We start from the raw sequence: 21,930 nt of genomic DNA, 5'->3' as shown, positions 1-21,930 counted from the left end.
GTGTGGCAAGTGCGTGAGGGTGGATGCCGCCACGACGCCGGATGGTCGGTCCGGCCCTGGTCGGGGCGACACCAAGAGCATCAGCGGTCACGACGGGCGGACGCAACAGGGGACGCCGGATCCACCACGGTGGAACCATCCCAGCCCGTCTGACGTGCAGATACAGGGAGTGCCTGGGATACCGTCCCGGGTCGGGAGGACACGGGGGAACGGTGTCGGCACCACACGAGGACGTCGAGGAGTTCGCCGCGCTGCTGCGACGGCTGAAGGAGCGCACGGACCGCAGTTACGGTTCGCTGGCCCGCCGCCTGAACATGAACACCTCCACGCTGCACCGCTACTGCGCCGGTGAGGCCGTCCCCCTGGACTTCGCCCCGGTGGAGCGGTTCGCCGCGTTGTGCGGGGCGTCGGCGCAAGAGCGGCTGGAATTACACCGGTTATGGCTCCTGGCGGTGGCGGCACGGCAGCGGCCCCGTACGGCGACCGAACCGACGGCCGTACGGGATACGGCGGTCGAACCGACGGAGACCGCGCGGCCGGAGCCCCCGACGCAGGACGGCGCGTCGCAGATGTCGGAGGAATCCGGCGCGAAGGACGATCCCGCCCCCGCTCCCCCACCGCGCCCCTGGTACCGCCGCCGACGCACCCTGGTGACCACGGCCGTCGCGGCGGCGCTCCTCGCCACCCTGGGCAGCCTCTCGGCCCTGCCGTCCGACCGTCGTTCCCCGGCGGACGATCCCGCACGGTCCCAGGCTGCCGGTCCGTCCCGCACGACGGCGCCGGGCTCACCTGACCACCCCTCGACCACGTCGCCGAGCCCTTCCACCGGCACCCGGTCCCCCTCCCCCTCTCGCTCCTCCTCGGCCGAGGGCACCCCCGCGAAGCCCTCCGGGAAATCACCCGCCGAGAGCCGCGCCTCCTCCGGAAACGGCGCGCCGGACCAGCCCGCCGCCTCCGCCGCCGTCCCCCTCACGTGGACCGCCGACTCCCAGGTCTGGGCGATGGGCTGCGGTCACGACTACGTCATCGCCAAGCCGCCGCGGCAGGTCCCTCCGCCCCCGGCCCCGCAGGACGCCGGAACCTGGGCGGGAACCCAGAGCGCGGTGCACGGACGCGAGACGAACGTACGGATCTCGGTGCAGGGGCGGACCTCCACGGCCGTCGTCCTGGACGCACTGCGCGTCCGGGTCGTCGGACGAGCGGACCCCGCTCCGGGCAACGCCTACGCCATGGACAACGGCTGCGGCGGAGCGGTCACCCCCCGCTACTTCGGTGTCGACCTGGACATCGACCGCCCCATCGCCCACCCGGTCGACGGCAACGACACGGGCACGCCGATCCCGGCCATGCGCCTGCCCTACCGTGTCTCCGCCGAGGACCCGGAGGTGCTGCTGGTCACCGCCCGGACCGAGGGCTGCGACTGCCGCTGGTACCTGGAGCTGGACTGGTCCTCCCAGGGCCGCACCGGCACGGTCCGCATCGACGACGACGGCCGCCCGTTCCGCACGAGCGCCATCAAGGGGCTGCCGCGCTACACGTACGACACATCGGCCCGTCAGTGGACGCCGTACGACTGATGCGGCCCGCGTACGTTCCGCAGGTCACGCCTCCCAAACGGCGGCGGCCGTACGGTCGTCCGAGTACCCCTTGACCCGCACCTGGGCGTCGGCGAGGAACGCGGCGAGGCCGGGCGGGTTCGGGCCGGACCACCGGCCGGTCAGGTACTCGCACAGCTCCGGCTCCCCCCGCAGCGGCTCGGCCAGGCCGCCGGTGCACATCACGAGCGTGTCGCCGGGGCGGGCGACGGAGGCGCGGAAGCGGAAGGGTTCACGCAGCGGTTCGGGGGCGGGCTCGTACGGGCTCGGGGGCGTGGGGATGCCCAGGTCCATGGTGAGCCGGTCGCCCTCCGGCGTCTCGGAGGACACGGATCCGAAGCCGACGACGGGCTCGCCGGTGACGTCCTGGACGCGCGGTTCGATGTCCTGCCACTCGCCGTCCCTGAGCCGGAACAGTCCGCCCTCGCCGACGCCGAAGAACACGCGCGTACGGCATCCGGGATCGGCGGGGAGCAGGAGGCAGCGCAGGGTGGCCGCGTACTCCTCCGGATCGATGCCCTGCTCGGCGGCGCCGGCGCGGAGCCTGCCGAGGCTGCGGTCGGTGAGGCGGTGCAGGCCGGACTTCAGATCGCCGCGGCGGCCGGCCCTTATGTCCTCGGCGAGCCGTGCGTGGCTGCGGCCGACGGCCCGCCCGATCCAGTGGCAGGCCTCGGCGGCCGCGCGGTGCGCGCCCGGGGTGGCGCGGGCACCGGTCGCCATCGCCACCAGGACCAGCGCGTGCTCGCCCGAGCCGAAACGGGCGGTGAGGAGGGAGTCCCGGCGCGGCTCGCCCCGGAACCGCGCGGAGTCCCCTCGGACGGAGACGGCCCGCAGTGTGCAGGGCCCGTACCGGGCTCCGTCGAGGACGGTGTCCGCGACCAGATCGTCGAGGTCGTCCGGATCGGCGGGGGGCAGGGCGGTGGGTTCGGCCTCGTAGGTGGGCGGCCCTGAGCCCACGTAGTCGACGGGCTCGGGCGGGAGCGCGGGGAGGTCGACGCGGGTGGCGGTGCGGGGGCCCTGTGGGGCGGGGGTGTCGGTGTCGGTGTCGGCGGGCGGGCGCTGCGGTGCGGGCTCGACGAGGTGCGAGGGCTCCGCGGGCGAGCGCTGCGGCGTCGGGCCGACGGGGCGCGAGGGTTCCGCGGTGTCCTCTCGCGTGGGCGGCGGGGCAGCCGACCGCGGTGGGCCGAACGGAGGCGGCGGGGGAGGCGGCCCGGCCGGGGGCGGGGGTGTGGCCGGGGTGACCGGGGGCGGGGGCGTGGCCGGGGTGACCGGCGCGGTGGGTGTGCGGGACTCCGTCGGGATGCGGCCACCGGTCGAGGAGGGCGTGCTGCCCCGGGGGGTCTGTGCCTCGAATCCCGGTGGCTTCGGTCCGGGCGGGAAGGTCGCGGGGCCCGGAGTAGGGTCGGGTGGCGGCTCCCAGGGGGCGCGCTGCCGTATGAACTCCGTGCGGCGGGGGGCGTCAACGGCCTCTGTGGTGTCGGCGGTACCGGGCCCTTGCGACGGAACACCGGACCCCGCCAGGCGCGGCGGCGCGTCCACCGCATCGACCGTGTCCACCGTCTCCACGGCCTCCACGGCCTCCACGGCCTCCACGGCCTCCACGGCCGAGGCGTACCGATCGTCCACTGTGTCGGGCGTGGCCGTGGGGCCCGTGTCCTCGGTGGAGTCGTCGTACAGCTGGCCCCACCAGTCGTCCTCGTGACCGGTGGGCCTTCCCCCCTGCTGGTTCATGCCCTCAATTGTCCACCGCACGGGCCGTGTGAAAACGGGGCATCCGGAAAATCAGGACAGCCACCGCGCGTCGAACGGTGTGCCGAGTGAGCACCCGAACGCCGGTCCGGAGGCGAGGAAGGGCGACGCCAGGTGCTGGGAGCGATTGGTGCCACCAGGCTGGTGGTCGCCGACCGTTCGCTCGCCTTGGTGCCGCTCACCCCGCACACCGCGGAGCCCACCGCGCTGGTCGTGCGCGCGAGCGGGCCGCTGGAGCTGCTGGCAGGCGTCGCCAAGCAGCTCGACCTGGGTCTGCGGACCGTGCAGCGCCGGGTGAAGCGGCTGATGGAGCTGAGCGGTGTGACGACCCGGCTGCAGCTGGGGTGGCACGCGTGCGAGCGGGGATGGGTGGCCCGGGACCGGCCCGAGTGAACATGGCCGGCCTGCGCCTTCTCCCGTACTCCGGCACTCTGGACCAATGGGAGTGGTGGACCTCCTGCTGGTCGGCCTGGTCATGCTGCTCGGCGTGGGCGGAGTCCTGGTGCCCGGTGTGCCGGGGTCGTGGCTGGTGTGGTCCGCGGTCCTGTGGTGGGCGCTGCAGGATCCGCAGCCACTGGCCTGGGGCGTGCTCGTGGGCGGCACCGTCGCGCTGCTCCTCTCCCAGGTGGTGCGCTGGTCACTGCCGCCGCGACGGCTGCGCGCGAGCGGCGCCACCCGACGGATGGCGGTGTACGCCGGGGTGGGGGCGTTCATCGGCTTCTTCCTGATCCCCGTGGTCGGAGCGATCCCCGGTTTCATAGGCGGGATCTACCTCTGCGAACGCCTGCGGCTCGGCCGCCACGGCGAGGCGATGGCCGCGCTGCGGACGGCGATGCGCTCCGGCGGCTCCAGCGTGCTGGCGGAACTGTTCACCTGCCTGCTGATCATGGGGGCGTGGCTGGGGGCGGTGCTGTGGGGGTGAACCGGTCCCCCGGAGAACCTGTCCCCGGTTGAACCAGCCCCTCGCCCGTGCGTCCCGTCGTAGGACCCGGGACGTAGGACGAGGATCCGATGCGCCGGGCGGAGCCGAGGTGTTGGCTGGCTGCCATGACCGAATTCAGCGAGGCCGAACTCGCGTACCTGAAGTCGCAGCGGCTCGGGCGCATGGCCACCGTCGACCAGCACGGCCAGCCACAGGCGAACCCGGTCGGCTTCTACCTTCAGGACGACGGGACCGTCCTGATCGGCGGCTACGCCATGGGTGCCACCAAGAAGTGGCGCAACCTGCGGAAGAACCCGAAGATCGCCCTGGTCGTCGACGACATCGTCAGCCTGAGGCCCTGGAAGGTGCGCGGCATCGACATCCGCGGCGAGGCCGAACTCCTCGCCGGTCCGCACGACTTGGGTCCGCACTTCAGCGAGGAGCTGATCCGGGTCCATCCGCGGCGGATCCACAGCTGGGGGCTGGAGGAGGGCGACTGAAGGAGGGCGGCTGAAGGAGAGCGACTAGAGGACGCCTTCCAGCGTGAGCAGCGTCGTCTTGCGCTCCAGCCCGCCCGCGTACCCCGTCAGTGAACCGTCGGCCCCGATCACCCGGTGGCACGGGCGGACGATCAGCAGCGGGTTGGCGCCGATCGCGCCGCCGACGGCCCGTACGGCGGCGCGGGGCGCGCCGATGCGGGTGGCGATCTCGCCGTACGTCGTGGTCGAACCGTAGGGGACGGTGTCGAGGGCGGCCCAGACCTTCTCGCGGAAGGTGGTGCTCTCGCTCCGCACCGCCAGCTGGAACTCCTTGAGTTCCCCGGCGAAGTAGGCGGCGAGCTGTTCCTCGGCCTCGCGGAACAGGGTCGGGTCGTGTCGCCAACCGTCCTGGACGGTACGGCCGTTCTTCTGGCCGGGCACGGACAGGGAGGTCAGGGTGCCGTCCGCGCCTGCGGTCAACAGGAGCCCGCCGACGGGGCTGTCCACGGTGGTGTAGTGCGTCTCGGTGGTGTAGTGCGTCTCGGTGGTGTAGTGCGTCTCGGTGGTCATCGGTACTCCAACTCCCCTGCCGCACGCAGGTGTCGCAGGGCGTATGAGCGCCAGGGGCGCCAGGTGTCGGGGATGCCCGGGCCGGGCGGGGCGACGTCCGGGTCGCCGAGGGCGCGGGTACGGACGGCGGCGATGGTACGGGCGTCCAGCCCGGGCAGCGCGAGCAGTGCCGCCTCCGCATCGTCCCGGTCGGCGCCCGGATCGAGGCGTACGACACCGTCGGCGAGGGCGGCGGCGAGCGCGCCCGGGGTGCCGTCGGGTTCGGCCTCGGCGAGGACGGCCGGTTCGGGGAAGACGTGGGTGAGGCTGCCGCAGGGTGCGTCCAGCGCCTTGCCGTATCGCCGTACCAGCCGCTCGGCCTCCGTCCGCCCCACCAGCGCCCGCACCGCGAGCTCCTCCGGGTCGGCGGCGCCGGGCGACCGCAGTCCGGGCCGGGCGGCGACGAGCGGGGCGAGCCGTGCGTCGGCGCCGAGCCGCTCGTCCACGGCGTACGGATCGGCGTCGAGGTCGAACAGCCGTCGCAGCCGCTGGACCGCGGTGGTCAGGTCGCGGGGGTCGGTGAGGTGCAGCAGGGCGTCCAGCCAGCCGCCCGGATGGGCGCCGGACGCGGACCTCGCCGAGCCCGGCCGCTCGTCGACGGCGACGATGCCGGTGCCGTGCGGAAGGCGCAGGGTGCGACGGTACGTCCGCCGTCCGCGCGGTCCGCTCACCTCCTCCATGCCGGCCACGGCCTCGCCCTCCAGCAGGTCGAAGACGGCACCCGCCTGGTACGGCCCCCGGTGGGCGAGCCGCAGCGGGATCCCCGCGGTCGGTGTGGCCGTACGCCGGGCGGCCCGGCCGCCGTGCGGTGCGACGGCCCGCAGCTCGCTCGGCGTCGAGGCGTAGATCTCCCGCATCGTGTCGTTGAACTGCCGCACACTGGCGAAGCCGGACGCGAACCCGATCTGGGTGATCGGCAGGTCGGTGGTCTGCAGCAGGACGCGCGCGGTGTGCGCCCGCTGGGCCCGCGCCAGGGCGACGGGCCCGGCACCGAGCTCGGCGGTGAGCTGGCGCTGCACCTGCCGCGCGCTGTAGCCGAGCCGCGCGGCCAGCCCTGCGACGCCCTCCCGGTCGACGACACCGTCACCGATGAGCCGCATGGCCCGCCCCACGACGTCCGCCCGCACGTTCCACTCGGCCGAGCCCGGCACGGCGTCCGGCCGGCACCGCCGGCAGGCCCGGAAGCCCGAGCCCTGCGCGGCGGCGGCCGTCGCGAAGAACCGGACGTTGTGCCGCTTCGGCGTCACCGCCGGGCAGCTGGGCCGGCAGTAGATCCCGGTCGTCACGACGGCGAAGAAGAACTCCCCGTCGAACCGCCCGTCCCGACTGCGCACCGCTTCGTACCTGGTGTCTTCGTCCATCACGACATCCAGTCTCGACGGTGACCAGGGCTAGGGCTAGCGGAAATCGGACGTGGAGATGGGTTGGATGGATTGGATGGATTGGATGAGTTAGATGGGTAAGTGGGTCACCAGGGAGCCCTACTGCCAGCGCCCCCTCTTCGCTTCCATCGCCGCCTTGCCCACCGCCCCCTTCCGCTTCCAGTCCCGCTTGAGCTCCGCCCTGAGCCGCGCGTCGGTCTTGGCGACGATCCGCTGGTTCTCCCGCATGAGCTTGCGGTAGCTCTCCAGCCGCCGCTCGGGCAGCTCACCGGAGTCGATCGCGGCCAGCACCGCGCACCCCGGCTCGCTCTCGTGCGCGCAGTCGTGGAACCGGCAGCGTTCGGCCAGCCCCTCGATCTCGGAGAAGACCTGCCCGACCCCGCTCTCGGCGTCCCACAGGCCGACGCCGCGCAGCCCGGGTGTGTCGATCAGGACACCGCCGCCCGGCAGCGCGAGCAGGTTGCGCGTGGTCGTCGTATGACGGCCCTTGCCGTCCGCGTCCCGGGTGGCCTGCACCTCCATGACGTCCTCCCCCAGCAGCGCGTTCGCGAGCGTGGACTTGCCCGCACCGGACTGCCCGAGCAGCACGGACGTACCACCGGAGACGACGGCGACCAGGACGTCGAGCCCGTCCCCGTCCATGGCACTGACCGGCAGGACCGGCACCCCCGGTGCCGAGGTCTCCACGTCCTGCACGAGGTGCGCCAGCGTCACGGCGTCCGGTACGAGGTCGGCCTTGGTCAGCACGACCACGGGCTGGGCCCCGGACTCCCAGGCCAGGGCGAGGAACCGCTCGATGCGGCCGAGGTCGAGTTCCATGGCGAGCGACACGGCGACGATCGCGTGGTCGACGTTGGCGGCGAGGATCTGCCCCTCGGACCGCTTGGAGGAGGTGGAGCGTACGAAGGCGGTACGGCGCGGCAGATACGTCCGTACGTAGCGCGGGTTGCCGCCGGGTTCGACGGCGACCCAGTCGCCGGTGCACACGACCCGCATCGGATCGTGCGGGGTGACGAACGCGGTGTCCGCCCGGACGATCCCGTCGGCGGTGACCACGTCGCACTGCCCGCGGTCGACCCGGATCACGCGTCCGGGCAGCAGTCCCTCGGGCTCGTAAGGGGCGAACTCGTCCGCCCATGCCTCGTCCCAGCCGTAGGGAGCGAGAGCGGAGTAGGTGGAGAAGACAGAGGTGGAAGTCAAGGGTGACCCTTCACAAGGGCGGCCCCGGCAGCCGCGCGCTCAGGCGCGCGGAAGAAAAGGAGTCGAGGTGTCAGCCGGAGGCCACGGAGGTGGACTTGATGGATTCCTGGATGCGGGCAGCGCCCATCGCAATGACAGCCATCGGTCGACACCTCCTCGTACACGCTCGCTCGGCGACACGGTTCGCCGTGACGCGCGGCAACTCTAACCCGGCCTCACGGCGACCGGTCAACGCATTTTCGGCCTCACGTGTTCGCGCGGGCCCTCACACCTTCGCGCCTACCCTCACGCCGTCGCACAGCGATGCCCGTTCAGCGTGAATCCGTACGCCGGTGAGTTCTCGCCCTGCCACGACGCGAGGAAGCCGAAGGCCAGGGAGCCGTCCGCGGGGACCGACTTGTTGTAGTCGGCGGCCGTGGCGGTGACCCGGGAGTCGTTCTGGGCGAAGCTCGCGTCCCACATCTGGCCGACCTTCTGGCCGTCGCGGAAGGACCAGGCGACGCGCCACGTGTCCAGCGGTCGTTCGGTGGTCACCGTCACGGTGGCCTGGAAGCCGTCGGGCCACTCGGTGACCAGGTCGTACTGGACCCGGCAGGTGGGCGGCTCACTCTTGTCGGGGTCCGGGTCGCCGCCGGGAGCCGTGGACGACGACGTGCCCTGGGGTGTGGTGTCGCGGTTCTTGCCGGCGGACTCGTCGGGCTTGTCCTTCTGCCCGGTGTCCGACGGCTTCGGGGAGCCGGACGGCAGCGGTGCGACGGGCGGCAGGGACACGCCGGGGTCGGCGGCCACCGGCTCGCGGTCGGACGCGTCGCTGGGGGTGGCGCTCTGGTCGGTGCCGCCCGGCATCATCGACACGGCGAGTGCCAGCAGCGAGACGAGGACGGCCGCGACGAGGAGTCCGTTGCGCACGACGCGCGCCTTGTGCGCGCCGGGGTTCGGGGGCGCGCCGTCACTGTCGGCCGGTGCGGGGCGCCCGGCGCCGAGGCGGACCTCGGCGGCTCTTCTGCGTCGCTCCAGGTAGGCGAGGCCGCCCCAGCCGATCACTCCGCCGGCCAGCGCCGCGGGCAGCCCGCCGCCGTGCAGCCGCAGGCATGCGGCGGCCTCGGCGCACTCCACGCAGCGTGCGAGGTGCCGGGAGAGGTCCTTCGGGGTGTCCGCGGCCGGTGACCGGGTGACCGCGTCGAGCAGCCGGGCGTAGCTGCGGCACTGCGCGTCCATCGGCGTGTCGAGGTGGTTGCGGTGGCAGCGGTCCCGGAACAGGCGGCGCACTTCGGCGAGTTCGTCGGACACCGTGGCCGGGTCGAGGCCGAGCCGGCGGGCCACCGCGGACAGCGGCAGCGCCTCCACCTCGGCCAGCCACAGCAGTTCCGCGTCGGCCGCCTGCAGGTCGCGCAGTCCGCGCAGGGCGAGCGGACGGCTGAGCGGGGGGCCGGTGTAGCGGGCGGCCTTGTCGGAGTTGAGCCACAGGCGCAGTTCGGGGTCGAGTCGGTGGCCGTGCCCCTGGGTCTCCCAGGCCGCCGCCGTGTCGCGTACGGCGGTCAGCAGCAGGGGGATCCTGGGCAGGCGGGCCGGGCGGCGGCCGGCGCTGCGGGACGGAACGGCCTCGGCGGCGCGGGCCTCGCGCATGCCGAGGGAGAATGCCTCCGTGGCCAGCTGCGTCGCCGCTGTGGAACCGGCCGTGCACAGGTCGGCGTAGGAGAGCACGGCGTCCCAGCACTCGGAGAACAGCGCGGCCTCGGCGGCGTCCTGGGGAGTCGGCAGGTCGGGCATGGGTCTCCTGCATTCGAATGCGAGGTCAACTCGCCATACTGGCAAAGGAGTTGGGGGGAACCTCGCGGCAGGACACGAGCTTTTCACGCCACCCACACAACTGACAAGCGGGGTATTCAAATCCGATGACGGGCGGCCACGCGACCGGGCTTCGCACACCCCGGCCGCGCATCCCGCCTGTCGTCCACCGGTTGGAGTACACCACCCCGACGACCCGTCCGTCGATGCCCAGGGGCCTCCGCGCGGTGTTCCTGCGACCACTCGTCGTTGCTCTGTCAGTCATACGTAAGGAAGGCCGGAAAGTATCAATGCCGGTCCACTCGGATCGGGCCGTCGACGCGGCCCGCCGGCCAGAGGTGGGCGAACGCTGACGCCGGCCGTTACACCTCGACCGGTTCCGCCGCCGGGAGACTGTCCATGAAGGAGCTGACGGAGAAGACCGCGCGGCCGGGGCCGGGCGGACCGTAGCCGGGGGGCGAGGAGAGACCGAAGTCGTCCATCGTGGCGCGGTAGGCCTCCAGCAGGCGGATGTGGTACTCCAGCGGCGCGCCCTGCGGGTTGGCCTTGCCGAGCGGGGTCGTCGGCTCGGGGCACCAGGTGGTGAAGCGGGGCGTGATGCCGTGCGACATGAAGAAGCGCAGGCCCTCCGTCGTCGACGCGATGGCCTCGTCGACCGTCGTGAAACCGAAGGGCTCGGCCATCTCCACACCCGCGACGAAGTTGGGGATCACGTTGCGGGCGCCGAAGACGTCGGTCGAGTCGAGGATGCGCTTGTGCCACTCGTCGCGGCCGACGTAGCGCTCCTTGCCCGGGCAGTACAGCTCGAACAGCCGGCGGTCCCACACCTCGAAGTTGGGGTGGTAGATCTGCACGCCGTAGTCCTTGAACCGCTGTACGTCGTCCTTGGGCAGCGCCTGCGCGACGACCTTCCCGATCCACCGCCCCGGGAAGCGCTCCTCGATGGCCTTGGCGTAGTGCCCGTAGAAATCGGCCTCGTCCCTCCCGGCGACCTTCGACGTGATCGCGCCGCCGGTGAGCGTGTAGGCGGTGGACGCCTTCTGGGTGTCGTACCGGTCGATGATCTCCAGGGCCTCGAGGACCTCCTCGACGTCCTTGACTCCCGTGTACGGGCGCCCGGCGGCCTTGTGCTGGCGCCAGTTGTGGTTGATGTCGCAGTACTGGCACTCCTCCTTGGCGCCGAAGTACTGGCAGACCCGGAAGACGGTGAGGTAGATGAGGTAGCCCCACTGGATGGTGGGGGCGACCTCCATGACCGACTTCCCGTTGGCGAGGGTGTGCCGATAGTACTCCGGCATCGGCGGCACACCGACGTCGGCGATCCGCTTGCCGTCGAGGTAGAGCCCGAGGACGCCCTCGTCGTCGGCCGCGACCCGGTACGGCGAGGACGGGTTCACGCGCACCGACACGACGGTCCGGCGCAGGTCGTACGGGCCTCCCGTGAGGATGATCTCCTCGGGCGGGCGCCGCAGCGCGGCCTCGCCGAGCTCGGGCAGGGTGCCGTGGTCGAAGGAGAAGATGAAGTAGGACTTCGGCTTGACCTCGCCGGCTGCCTCGTTGGCGGTATCGCTGAGCGCCGATGGGTCGAAGGCCAACCCGCCGCGAAGCAGGTCCTCTTTGAAGACGGCTTCCCGCGGTACGTGCGGGAATCGCTCCATCAGGTCCTCGACCAGTGCGGTACGGCTGCCCATCTCCCGTGTCTCCTCCCGGTTCGGACGTACGACACCTCACGGTATGCCCACGCCCGCGCGTCAGCCGTGCCGGGTCCTCTCGCGCCGTGCGATATGCCCCGGTACGGAGGTGTTCGCCGGTGACGCACTCCTCACGCCGCCCGCTCCAGGGCCGCCGGATCGACCGGGTACGCGAGTGGCTCACCCGACAGCAGCCGTACGGCCTCCTCCACGACCGTGGCGCCCAGGCGGGCCACCTCGTTGCCCTGGGAGCCCGCGAGGTGCGGGGTGATGAAGGCGTTCGGGAGGTCGAAGAGGGGTGAGTCGGGGGGCAGCGGTTCGGGGTCGGTGACGTCGAGGATCGCGGTGAGGCGCCCGGCGCGCAGTTCCGTGAGGAGGGCGTCGTGGTCGACGAGGCCGCCGCGCGCGGTGTTGATCAGGACCGCGCCGTCGGGCATCAGGGCCAGCTCGCGGCGGCCGATCAGCTGCCGGGTTTCGGGGGTTTCGGGGGCGTGCAGGGTGACGATCTCGGAGGTGCGCAGGAGGTCGTCGAGTTCCAGCAGCGGTACGCCGAGCGCGGCGGCCTGGGTCTCGTCGACGTACGGGTCGGTGAGGGCGGGCCGCAGGTCGAAGGGGCGCAGCAGTTCGAGGAGGCGGCGGCCGATGCGGGAGGCGCCGATGACGCCCACGCGGCGGCCGTGGTTGCCGATGCCGGGGACCAGCTCCCAGCCAGGGAAGGCGCGTTCGGTGCGCAGGCGGTCGCGGGCGGCGAGGACGTCCTTGCCGGCCAGCAGGATCATGGCGAGCGTGTACTCGGCGACGGGCAGTGCGTTGGCCTCGGCCGCCGAGGAGACGGCGATGCCGCGTCGCCACAGTTCGGGCGTGGCGAAGCCCTTGACCGAGCCGGCCGAGTGCAGGACCGCGCGCAGCCGGGGGGCCGCGTCGAGGACGGCCGTGTCGAGGCGGGGGCAGCCCCAGCCGGTGACGAGGATCTCTGTACGGGCGAGTGTTTTCGCCACGAGGGGGTCGGTGAGGTCCTGTGCCACCAGGGCGGGGTCGATGTCCACGGCCTCCCGCAGCCGCGCCAGGATCTCGGGCGGGAAGACGAGCGGCACGTTCTCGGCGGTCATGGCGAACAGTGCCTGGGGACGCTCGGTCAAGTGGGTGGCCCTCCGGCTCGGTGACGTGGCGATAGAAACCGCTCTCTACGGTAGGTGGCGGTAAATGAGAAGGTCAACGCACAGGTATCTTCGGGAGGGACGACAGCAATGACGGAGACGGTCACCAACTGGGCGGGCAACATCACGTACGCCGCCAAGGAGTTGCACCGCCCGCACTCGCTCGACGCGCTCGGCGCCCTCGTGGCCGACAGCGCGACGGTGCGGGTGCTGGGCAGCGGGCACTCGTTCAACGAGATCGCCGAGCCGGGTGCCGACGGCGTCCTGCTGTCGCTGGGCGCGCTGCCGCCCGAGATCGACGTCGACACGGCGGCCCGGAAGGTTCGGGTCGGCGGCGGCGTCCGGTACGCGGAGCTGGCCCGGTACGTGCACGCCCAGGGCCTCGCGCTGCCCAACATGGCCTCCCTGCCGCACATTTCGGTGGCCGGGTCGGTGGCGACCGGCACCCACGGCTCGGGCGTCGGAAACGGTCCGCTGGCGTCGGTCGTGCGCGAGGTGGAGATCGTGACCGCCGACGGCTCGACGGTCGTCATCGGGCGGGGGGACGAGCGGTTCGGCGGTGCGGTGACCTCTCTGGGCGCCCTCGGTGTCGTCACCGCGCTCACCCTCGATCTGGAGACCTCGTTCGAGGTCGAGCAGCATGTGTTCACCGAGTTCCCCCTCGCCGGGCTGGACTTCGCGACGTTCGAGACGGTGATGGAGAGCGCCTACAGCGTCAGCCTGTTCACCGACTGGCGTGCGCCGGGCTTCCGGCAGGTCTGGCTCAAGCGGCGCACCGACCAGCCGCTGCCCGGCTTCCCGTGGGCGGCGCCCGCCACCGAGAAGATGCACCCGGTGCCGGGGATGCCGGCGGTCAACTGCACCGAGCAGTTCGGCGTGCCGGGGCCGTGGCACGAGCGGCTGCCGCACTTCCGGGCGGAGTTCGTCCCGAGCAGCGGCGCCGAGTTGCAGTCGGAGTACCTGCTGCCGCGCCGGTATGCCGTCGACGCGATGTATGCGATCGACGGGATACGGGAGACCGTCGCCTCCGTACTGCAGACCTGCGAGGTGCGTACGGTCGCCGCCGACGAGCAGTGGCTGAGCCCGGCGTACGGACGGGACACCGTGGCGCTGCACTTCACCTGGATCGAGGACACGGCTGCGGTGCTGCCGGTGGTGCGGAGACTGGAGGCAGCCCTGGACGGTTTCGAGGCCCGCCCACACTGGGGGAAGGTGTTCACCGCACCGGCGGAGGCGCTGCGGGGTCGGTATCCGCGGCTGGGCGACTTCCGGACCCTCGCGCGCGACCTCGACCCGAGCGGCAAATTCGCCAACGCGTTCGTCCGGGAGGCGCTGGGCGCCTGACTTTATAAAACCCCTTTCCTAAGCCCTTGTCGAAAGTCCTCGCAGCCCATAGCCTTGCGCCGCGCCGGTGCCGATGTCGTCCCGGCATGAGCTGAAGGGATGGGGCAGGCCCGGTGAAGCGCACATCACGTGACATCCGCACCGCGAACCGCTACGAGGTGCTGCGCCAGATCATCGCCGAGTCGCCCACGTCCCGGCAGGAGCTTGCGGCCGCCACCGGTCTGAGCCTCGCCACGGTCGCCACGCTCGTCGGTGAGCTGCTCGACCTCCGAATGATCACGGAGGTCGGGTTCGAGGACTCGGCGGGCGGTCGCCCCCGGGGCCTCGTGGCCGTCAACGCGTCGGGGGGCGCGTTGATCGGCGTCGACATCGCGGAGACGTACGTCCATGTCGAGTTGTTCGACCTCGCGCTGAACGTGCTCGCCCGCGCCGACGAGGACATGCGCCCCGGCGAGAGCCGGCCCGAGCAGGTGGTCGGCCATGTCGCCGCCGCCGTCGGCTCGGTGGTCGCGCAGGCCGGCATCGAGGGCGCGCGGGTGCTCGGCGTCGGGGTGAGCGTGCCGGGGCAGGTGGACCGCGCCACCGGCATCTCGGAGTACGCGCCCAACTGGGACTGGCACGACGTGCCGCTGCTGGACCTGCTCACCGAGCACATCGCCTACCCCCTCTACCTGGACAACCCCTTGCGCGCCTGCGCGGTGGCCGAGCTGTGGTTCGGGGCCGCGCGCGGGAGCGGGGACGCCGTGGTGGTCAACCTCGGCACCGGAGTGGGCGCCGGGCTGGTGCTCGGCGGCGGACTGCACCGGGGCGTGAGCAACAGCGCCGGCGAGTGGGGGCACACCACGCTGGTCCTCGACGGGCGGCTGTGCCACTGCGGCAACCACGGCTGCGTGGAGACGTACGTCGGCGCGCCCGGCATCATGGTGAACCTGCGGGAGCTCAGCCCCCGCAGCGCGCTGCTGCACCCGGAGGACCAGACCGCCACCATCGACGCGCTGTCCCGCGGGGTCGCCGCGCACGATCCGGTGGCGCTCAAGGTGGTCCGCGACACCGCCCGTTACCTCGGCGCCGGCATCGCCGACCTGGTCAACCTGTTCAACCCGGAAGTGGTCGTGCTCAGCAGCTGGGTCGCGGCCACCCTCGGCGAGCCGCTGCTCGCCGAAGTGCGCGAGGCCGTCGCCCGGCACGCGCTGCGGCGGCCGCTGGCAGCCACCGAGATCGTCCTCTCCCCCATCCCCACCGACCCGGTGTGCCTGGGAGCCGCGACCTTCGCGCTCGAAGGCGCCCTTCAGTCGGTGGGGCAGAGGAATGGCAAACGCACCACCCCCGCAAGAAGCCGCACCGCACCACCTTCATGACGACGGAAGGGATGCATATGCTTCGCCCTCACCCGAGGAGGTCGGTCCTCCCGGCAGCCGCAACCGCGCTCGCTGTCTCCGGACCCCTCGTATCCACCCCGACCGCCTCGGCCGCTCCCCCCATGGCGGCCGAGGTCTCCCCGCACGCCGCCCAGGCCATCGACGGCATCGGTGCCTCCGGTGCCTTGTCGAACGCCCCGGGGGCGGCGATCGCCGTCTGCACGGGCGGGGCGGGGCAGTCGTGGTCGTCGTCAGCGGTGAGGCGACCGCCGACGGGAGCAAAGTGACCCTTTACAGCTGCACCGCAGGGGCCGACCAGGCCTGGTTCCGCGAGTAGTCCACCGGGGTGCGGGCCGCTGGTGCGGCGGCCCGCCACTCCCCATGTCCGATATCCCGAACGCTACACAACGCTTCGAGCAGACTTCGTCCAACCCCTTGCCGAAGCCTTAGCCGAAGGTTAACGTCCCGCACCGCAAGACCATTTGAGCCATCTGGCGCTGAGCCATCGAGCCGCAGCCGATACAAGCCGCACACGATCCGGACACACGAGCCGTACACAGGATCCGGGCCACAACAGACAAGGACGTCAGCATGTCGGCATTGAGCAACAGCAACTGGGACCGCCGCAACGTACTGCGGGCCGCCATGGGCCTGGCCGCCGCCGGCGGGCTTGCCGCATGCGGCGGCAACAACGGACGGGGCGGGGGCAGCGGTTCGGGCACGAACCTGACGCAGTACTTCCACGCCTACGGTGAGGCCGGGACCGAGCAGGCCATCAAGAAGTACGCGAAGGCCTACGACAAGGCGAACGTGACCACGCAGTGGATCACCAGCGCCGACTTCGAGAGCAAGCTCTTCGCGACGCTGCTCACCGACAACGCGCCCGACCTGTTCGAGTTCCACCCGCAGATCCAGATGGTCAAGAGCGGTCAGGTGGCCGACCTGACCGACATCCTCAACCCGGTCAAGGACGACTTCAACCCGGCCGACATCCAGTCGCACACGGTGGACGGGAAGATATACGGCGTCCGCATGATCGACGACCCGCAGTTCTTCTTCTACCGCAAGTCGATGCTGGAGAAGGCAGGCGTCGACGTGCCGACCACGCTCGACGAGCTGATGGAGGCCGCAGCCAAGCTCACCACCGGCAAGGTCAAGGGCCTGTACGTGGGCAACGACCTGCACAGCGTCAACGACACGTTGATCTGGTCGGCCGGCGCCCAGCACCTCAACGAGAAGAACGAGATCGCCTACCACACGGACGGCGTCGTCGAGGGCCTGAAGAAGATGCGCAAGCTGTTCACCAGCGGCGATCTGCTCCTCGGCGCTCCGACCGAGTCCTGGGACCCCTCCTCGTTCAACCAGGGACTGTGTGCCATCCAGTTCTGCGGCATGTGGGCGATGCCGGCGATCCAGGACGCGCTCGGCGACGACTGGGGGGTCTTCCCCTTCCCGAAGGTCACGGACTCCGGCAAGCAGTCGGTCTACAACGGCGGCTGGTCGATGTTCGTCAATGCCAAGGGCAAGAACGTCGAGGCGGCCAAGGAGTACGTCAAGTGGCTGTGGATCGACCAGAAGGAGTACCAGGAGGAGTGGGCCACCTCCTTCGGCTTCCACATTCCGCCGCGCACCTCGATCGCCGAGAAGGCCACCAAGCTCAAGTCGGGCAACGCCGCTGAGGGTGTCCGGCTCTTCAACGAGTTCGGGCACTTCGACAACATCGGCTGGACCCAGGCCATGCGCACCGCCTTCGAGGACGTCTTCGCCAACTGCGTCCGCAAGAACATGAACCCGGAAGCCGCCCTGGACAAGTGCGACGCGGCCGTGAACCGCGAGCTCAAGAAGCTGTTCGGATAGACCGCAGGACGGACCACGACATGTCGACGACCAAGACGCGCGACGTCGCGCGCCCCGCCCCGGCGAAGGCCTCCTCGGCCAAGCCGCGGCGGGGTCTGCGGGGCAGCCCCACCTTCAACTTCTGGCTCTTCACCGGGCCGTTCCTCATCGGTCTGGCGATCTTCGTCTACGCGCCGATCCTCTGGAGTCTCTGGCTCAGCTTCTTCGAGGCCCGCTTCACCGTCACGCCCGACAAGTTCGTCGGCTTCGAGAACTACAAGTACATGCTGACGAACGACGACTTCGTCGGCTCACTCGGCACCTTCACCCTCTTCGCCGCGTTCATCGTGCCCACCACCTGGGCGCTCTCGCTGGGCCTGGCCCTGCTGGTGAACCGGCTGCGCTTCATGCGGGCGTTCTTCCGGTCGGTCTTCTTCCTGCCGACCGCGTGCAGTTACGTGGCCGCCTCGCTGATCTGGAAGATGTCCATCTTCAGCGGCGTCCGCTTCGGTCTGATGAACACGATTCTGAGCTGGTTCGGGATCGAGAACATCGCCTGGCTGGCCGACCCCAATCCGCCCTGGTACTGGCTGGTCATCGTCACCGCGCGGCTGTGGCTGCAGGCCGGCTTCTACATGATCCTGTTCATCGCGGCGCTGCAGAACATCCCGGGCGAGCTGTACGAGGCCGCCGCCATCGACGGCGCCAAGCCGGGCTGGCAGACCTTCTGGTACATCACGCTGCCCCAGCTGCGGGCCACGTCCACCGCGGTGATCCTCCTGCTGCTCGTCGCCGCGTACCAGGCCTTCGACGAGTTCTTCAACCTCCTGTCGAAGACCACATGGGGTCGTCCGCCCCTCGTCGAGCTGTACTACAAGGCCTTGGGCGAGAGCCAGGACTACGGTTCCGGCAGCGCGGGCGCGGTCATCCTGACCGTGCTCATCTGTGCCGTGACCCTGCTCCAGGGCAAGTTCATGGGCTTCGGAAGGGGGGAGGAGTCGAAGTGACCACCACCATGCCCGAGGTGCGGGAACCCGCGCCGTCGTCAGGCAAGCCCCGCCGCACCAAGCGCGGCGGCGGCGGCGTGATGAGCTCCACCGGCCTCTACATCGCCACCGGAGTCGCCGGCTTCCTCTTCCTGATCCCGTTCTACCTGCTGATCCGCAACGCCCTCTCCACCGACGCCGAGATCACCGGAGAGAACTGGAAGTTCTTCCCCACGGACATCCAGTGGGGCAACATCAGCGAACTGTTCACCGACGACACGGTGCCCTTCGCCCAGTCCCTGTGGAACTCGGCGATCGTGGCCACCCTGCACACCGTCGGCGTGCTGCTGGTGTGCTCCCTCGCGGGCTACGGTCTCGCCCGCATCCCGTACAAGCACGCCAACAAGGTCTTCTACGCCGTCCTGGGCACCCTGATGGTCCCGACGGCGGTCACCTTCGTCCCGAGCTTCGTGCTGGTGTCGTCGCTCGGCTGGGTGGACACCTACCGGGGTCTCATCATCCCGGGCCTGTTCAGTGGTTTCACCTGCTTCCTGTTCCGGCAGTACTTCCTGGGGTTCCCCAAGGAGCTGGAGGAGGCGGCGCGCGTGGACGGACTGGGCTACTGGGGCGCGTACTGGCGCATCGTGGTGCCCAACTCGCTGAACTTCTTCGCGGCGATGGCGACCATCACCTTCATCCAGGGGTGGAACTCCTTCCTGTGGCCGCTGGTCATCGGCCAGGACCCGGGCTCGTGGACCGTCCAGGTCGCGCTCTCCAACTACATGACCAACCAGACCGTCGTCTTCCATCTGATCTTCATGGCCACCGCCTTTTCCATCCTGCCCCTGGTGTTCGTGTTCCTCTTCCTCCAGCGCTGGCTGGTGCAGGGGATCGCCCAGACCGGCATCAAGGGCTGAGCAAGGAGACCGATGTCTTTCCGCACCACCACGTCCGTCGACTACGTAGAGGACGTCTCACCGGGCAGCGGTGCCCTGCCGCCCCGCGCCTGGTACGCGTCCTCGGACGCGAAGTCCCTGTCGCTCAACGGCAGCTGGCGCTTCCGTCTGTCGGCGACGGCCGACGCCGAGGACGACTCGTTCGCCGGGGAGGGGTACGACGCCGGGGACTGGGCCGCGGTCGCGGTCCCGGGCCACTGGGTCATGCAGGGCCATGGCTCCCCCATCTACACCAACCACCTGTACCCCTTCCCGGTGGACCCGCCGCACGTCCCTTCGGAGAACCCGACCGGTGACCACCTGCGGGTCTTCGACCTGCCCGAGGACTGGCCCGCCCTGTCCGAGGGCGGCGCCGTCCTGCGGTTCGACGGAGTGGAGTCCTGCGCCCGTGTCTGGCTGAACGGCACGGACATCGGCGAGTTCAAGGGCTCCCGGCTGCCGCACGAGTTCGCGGTCGGCCATCTACTGAAGCCTGTAGGCAATGTACTGGCGGTCCGCGTCCACCAGTGGTCGGCCGGTTCCTACCTGGAGGACCAGGACCAGTGGTGGCTGCCGGGCATCTTCCGTGACGTGACGCTGCTGCACCGGCCTGCGGGCAGCGTGCTCGACTTCTTCGTGCACGCCTCCTACGACCACGTCACGGGTGAGGGCACCCTGCGCGTCGACTCCGACGTCGACGGGCGGGTGACCGTGCCCGCCCTGGACATCGATGTCGCGACCGGCGATTCGGTGACAGTGCCGGTCCAGCCGTGGTCCGCGGAGACGCCGACGCTGTACGACGGCGTCCTCACGACCGAGGGCGAACGGGTGCCCCTGCGCATCGGCTTCCGTACGGTCGTCCTCGAAGACGGCCTGATCAAGGTCAACGGCCGGCCCGTCCTCTTCAAGGGCGTCAACCGGCACGAATGGCACCCGGAGAAGGGCCGCGCGCTCGACCTGGAGACCATGCGCGAGGACGTGCTGCTGATGAAGCGGCACAACCTCAACGCCGTCCGCACCTCCCACTACCCGCCGCACCCCGCCTTCCTCGACCTGTGCGACGAGTACGGGCTGTGGGTCATCGACGAGTGCGACCTGGAGACCCACGGCTTCACCGAGCAGGACTGGCGGGACAACCCCGTCGACGACGACCGGTGGACCCCGGCCCTCCTGGACCGCGCCGCCCGCATGGTCGAGCGCGACAAGAACCACCCGTCGGTCGTCTTCTGGTCGCTGGGCAACGAGGCCGGCACCGGCCGCGGCCTGACCGCGATGGCCGAGTGGATCCACGGCCGGGACTCCTCGCGCCTGGTGCACTACGAGGGCGACTGGAACTGCCGGGACACGGACGTGTACTCGCGCATGTACGCCTTCCACGACGAGGTCGAGAAGATCGGCAAGGGCCTGGACGGGGGCACGGAGAAGAGGCGCGGGCTCCCCTTCATCCAGTGCGAGTACGGGCACGCCATGGGCAACGGCCCCGGCGGGCTCGCCGACTACCAGCGGCTGTTCGAGTCGTACGACCGGCTCCAGGGCGGCTTCATCTGGGAGTGGATCGACCACGGCATCAAGCACCCCGAGCTGGGCTACGCCTACGGCGGCGACTTCGGCGAGGAGCTGCACGACGGCAACTTCGTCTGCGACGGGCTGATCTTCCCCGACCGCGAGCCCTCCCCCGGGCTCGTCGAGTACAAGAAGGTCATCGAGCCGGTCCGCATCGAGGGCGACGGCGCGGACGGCACCGTACGGATCACCAACAAGTACGACTTCGCGGACCTGTCGGAGCTGGCCTTCGAGTGGTCGTGCCAGGTGGACGGCGAGACCGTCGAGTCGGGCTCCCTGTCGGTGCCGGCGCTGGCGGCGGGCGAGTCGGCTGAGGTGAAGCTGCCGGAGCCGCCCGTGGACGGGCGCGGCGGCGAGCGGCAGTGGACGGTACGGGCACTGCTCGCCGCCGACACCGCCTGGGCGCCGAAGGACCACGTGGTCGCCTGGGGTCAGTTCGCGGTGGCCGCCCGGCCGCTGCCGTCCGTCCCCGCGACCGACCGGCCCGTGCGGGGCGACGGGCGGATCACGCTCGGCCCGGCCGCCTTCGACGCCCGTACGGGTGCGCTGAAGACGATCGGCGGGGTCTGTGTCGAAGGCCTGAAGCTGGACGTGTGGCGGGCGCCGACCGACAACGACGACGGCGCGGAGTGGCAGACGGACACCCGGTACGGGGTGATGTGGCGCACGCTGGGCCTGCACCGCATGCAGCACCGGCTGGACGGCGTGGACTTGGGCGACGACGCGTTGACGGTGCGGACCCGGGTGGCGCCCGCCGCCCGCGAGGTCGGCCTCGCCACGGTGTACCGCTGGACCTCCGACGGGGACCGGCTGCGGCTGACGGTGTCGGTGGCACCGGAGGGCGACTGGACATTGCCGCTGCCCCGGCTCGGCGTCCGCTTCGCACTGCCGACCGCCGACAGTGTGCAGTGGTTCGGCGGCGGCCCCGGTGAGGCGTATCCGGACACCAGGATGGCGTCGATGGTCGGCCGTTGGCAGTCGACTGTAGACGATCTGCAGACGCCGTACGTCCGTCCGCAGGAGAACGGCGCGCGAGCCGACGTGCGCTGGCTGGAGATCGGCGGACTCAGGATCGAGGGCGACCCGGAGTTCTGGTTCAGCGCGCGACGCTGGACCACCGAGCAGCTGGACGCGGCGCGGCATCTGACCGACCTCGCACCCGGCGACTCGGTGTGGGTCAACCTCGACCACGGGCAGCACGGCATCGGCTCGCAGTCCTGCGGTCCGGGCCCGCTGCCGCGGTACTTCCTGAAGGCCGAGCCCACGGAGTTCTCGTTCGTCTTCTCGGTGATCGGTTAATCCATTGACCGATTGATCGACATTCTGACACCGTCGT

At 71.0% G+C, this 21,930-nt stretch carries 17 protein-coding genes and 1 pseudogene; 11 read left to right on the top strand and 7 right to left on the bottom strand.

Features of this window, described 5'->3' with window-relative positions:
* Window positions 1-212: 212 nt before the first annotated feature.
* Complete coding sequence (locus Q4V64_RS41165) at window positions 213-1,577, top strand: helix-turn-helix transcriptional regulator (RefSeq protein WP_253266804.1); 1,365 nt, start codon at window positions 213-215, stop codon at window positions 1,575-1,577.
* Window positions 1,578-1,601: 24 nt separating this feature from the next.
* Here Q4V64_RS41165 and Q4V64_RS41160 read toward each other — a convergent pair whose 3' ends face one another.
* The gene (locus Q4V64_RS41160) at window positions 1,602-3,326 is read right to left on the bottom strand and encodes a protein phosphatase 2C domain-containing protein (RefSeq protein WP_303714060.1); all 1,725 of its coding nucleotides are present in this window, start codon (window positions 3,324-3,326) and stop codon (window positions 1,602-1,604) included.
* A 123-nt stretch (window positions 3,327-3,449) separates the two neighbouring features.
* On the opposite strand from Q4V64_RS41160, the pseudogene Q4V64_RS41155 reads away from it, so the two are divergent.
* The 3 genes and pseudogenes from Q4V64_RS41155 to Q4V64_RS41145 all read left to right on the top strand — a co-directional run.
* Window positions 3,450-3,737, top strand: a pseudogene (locus Q4V64_RS41155) (hypothetical protein); the annotation flags it as partial.
* Between the two features lie 46 nt (window positions 3,738-3,783).
* On the top strand, window positions 3,784-4,266 hold the full coding sequence (locus Q4V64_RS41150; RefSeq protein WP_124438313.1) for a DUF456 domain-containing protein: 483 nt from the start codon (window positions 3,784-3,786) through the stop codon (window positions 4,264-4,266).
* A 125-nt stretch (window positions 4,267-4,391) separates the two neighbouring features.
* Window positions 4,392-4,766 (top strand): PPOX class F420-dependent oxidoreductase, encoded by a 375-nt coding sequence (locus Q4V64_RS41145; RefSeq protein ID WP_124438314.1) that lies wholly within the window; start codon window positions 4,392-4,394, stop codon window positions 4,764-4,766.
* Between the two features lie 24 nt (window positions 4,767-4,790).
* On the opposite strand, the gene Q4V64_RS41140 is transcribed toward Q4V64_RS41145, so the two are convergent.
* The 6 genes from Q4V64_RS41140 to Q4V64_RS41115 all read right to left on the bottom strand — a co-directional run bounded on the left by Q4V64_RS41140 (window position 4,791) and on the right by Q4V64_RS41115 (window position 12,554).
* Complete coding sequence (locus Q4V64_RS41140; protein WP_124438315.1) at window positions 4,791-5,315, bottom strand: methylated-DNA--[protein]-cysteine S-methyltransferase; 525 nt, start codon at window positions 5,313-5,315, stop codon at window positions 4,791-4,793.
* Entirely contained in the window at window positions 5,312-6,715 is a 1,404-nt protein-coding gene (locus Q4V64_RS41135; RefSeq protein ID WP_124438357.1) for a DNA-3-methyladenine glycosylase 2 family protein, read from the bottom strand. The genes Q4V64_RS41140 and Q4V64_RS41135 overlap by 4 nt, the downstream gene beginning before the upstream one ends.
* Window positions 6,716-6,835: 120 nt before the next feature.
* Entirely contained in the window at window positions 6,836-7,936 is a 1,101-nt protein-coding gene (gene rsgA, locus Q4V64_RS41130) for a ribosome small subunit-dependent GTPase A (protein ID WP_124438316.1), read from the bottom strand.
* Between the two features lie 285 nt (window positions 7,937-8,221).
* Window positions 8,222-9,706 carry a cellulose-binding domain-containing protein gene (locus Q4V64_RS41125; RefSeq protein ID WP_124438317.1) on the bottom strand — a complete coding sequence of 495 codons (1,485 nt, stop codon included), beginning with the start codon at window positions 9,704-9,706 and terminating at the stop codon, window positions 8,222-8,224.
* Between the two features lie 380 nt (window positions 9,707-10,086).
* On the bottom strand, window positions 10,087-11,415 hold the full coding sequence (locus tag Q4V64_RS41120) for a radical SAM protein (RefSeq protein WP_124438318.1): 1,329 nt from the start codon (window positions 11,413-11,415) through the stop codon (window positions 10,087-10,089).
* A gap of 131 nt (window positions 11,416-11,546) precedes the next feature.
* Complete coding sequence (locus Q4V64_RS41115) at window positions 11,547-12,554, bottom strand: hydroxyacid dehydrogenase (RefSeq protein WP_124438319.1); 1,008 nt, start codon at window positions 12,552-12,554, stop codon at window positions 11,547-11,549.
* Window positions 12,555-12,662: 108 nt separating this feature from the next.
* Between Q4V64_RS41115 and Q4V64_RS41110 the strand changes: the two genes are divergently transcribed.
* From Q4V64_RS41110 to Q4V64_RS41080, 7 genes are all read left to right on the top strand, one after another.
* A complete protein-coding gene (locus tag Q4V64_RS41110; RefSeq protein ID WP_124438320.1) occupies window positions 12,663-13,916 on the top strand; it encodes an FAD-binding protein in 1,254 nt (417 codons plus the stop codon).
* Window positions 13,917-14,029: 113 nt separating this feature from the next.
* A complete protein-coding gene (locus Q4V64_RS41105; RefSeq protein ID WP_124438321.1) occupies window positions 14,030-15,274 on the top strand; it encodes an ROK family transcriptional regulator in 1,245 nt (414 codons plus the stop codon).
* Between the two features lie 122 nt (window positions 15,275-15,396).
* On the top strand, window positions 15,397-15,561 hold the full coding sequence (locus Q4V64_RS41100; RefSeq protein WP_172629069.1) for a hypothetical protein: 165 nt from the start codon (window positions 15,397-15,399) through the stop codon (window positions 15,559-15,561).
* Between the two features lie 304 nt (window positions 15,562-15,865).
* Entirely contained in the window at window positions 15,866-17,131 is a 1,266-nt protein-coding gene (locus Q4V64_RS41095; protein ID WP_124438323.1) for a sugar ABC transporter substrate-binding protein, read from the top strand.
* 20 nt (window positions 17,132-17,151) lie between these two features.
* Entirely contained in the window at window positions 17,152-18,117 is a 966-nt protein-coding gene (locus Q4V64_RS41090) for a sugar ABC transporter permease (protein WP_124438324.1), read from the top strand.
* A complete protein-coding gene (locus Q4V64_RS41085) occupies window positions 18,114-19,013 on the top strand; it encodes a carbohydrate ABC transporter permease (protein ID WP_253266809.1) in 900 nt (299 codons plus the stop codon). Before Q4V64_RS41090 ends, Q4V64_RS41085 begins: the two co-directional genes overlap by 4 nt.
* Window positions 19,014-19,025: 12 nt before the next feature.
* Entirely contained in the window at window positions 19,026-21,893 is a 2,868-nt protein-coding gene (locus Q4V64_RS41080; protein ID WP_124438325.1) for a glycoside hydrolase family 2 TIM barrel-domain containing protein, read from the top strand.
* Window positions 21,894-21,930 lie beyond the last annotated feature (37 nt).

The sequence above is a fragment of the Streptomyces sp. NL15-2K genome (genome assembly GCF_030551255.1).
Classification (GTDB): Bacteria; Actinomycetota; Actinomycetes; order Streptomycetales; family Streptomycetaceae; genus Streptomyces.
This window is presented reverse-complemented; position numbering and strand designations above follow the sequence as displayed.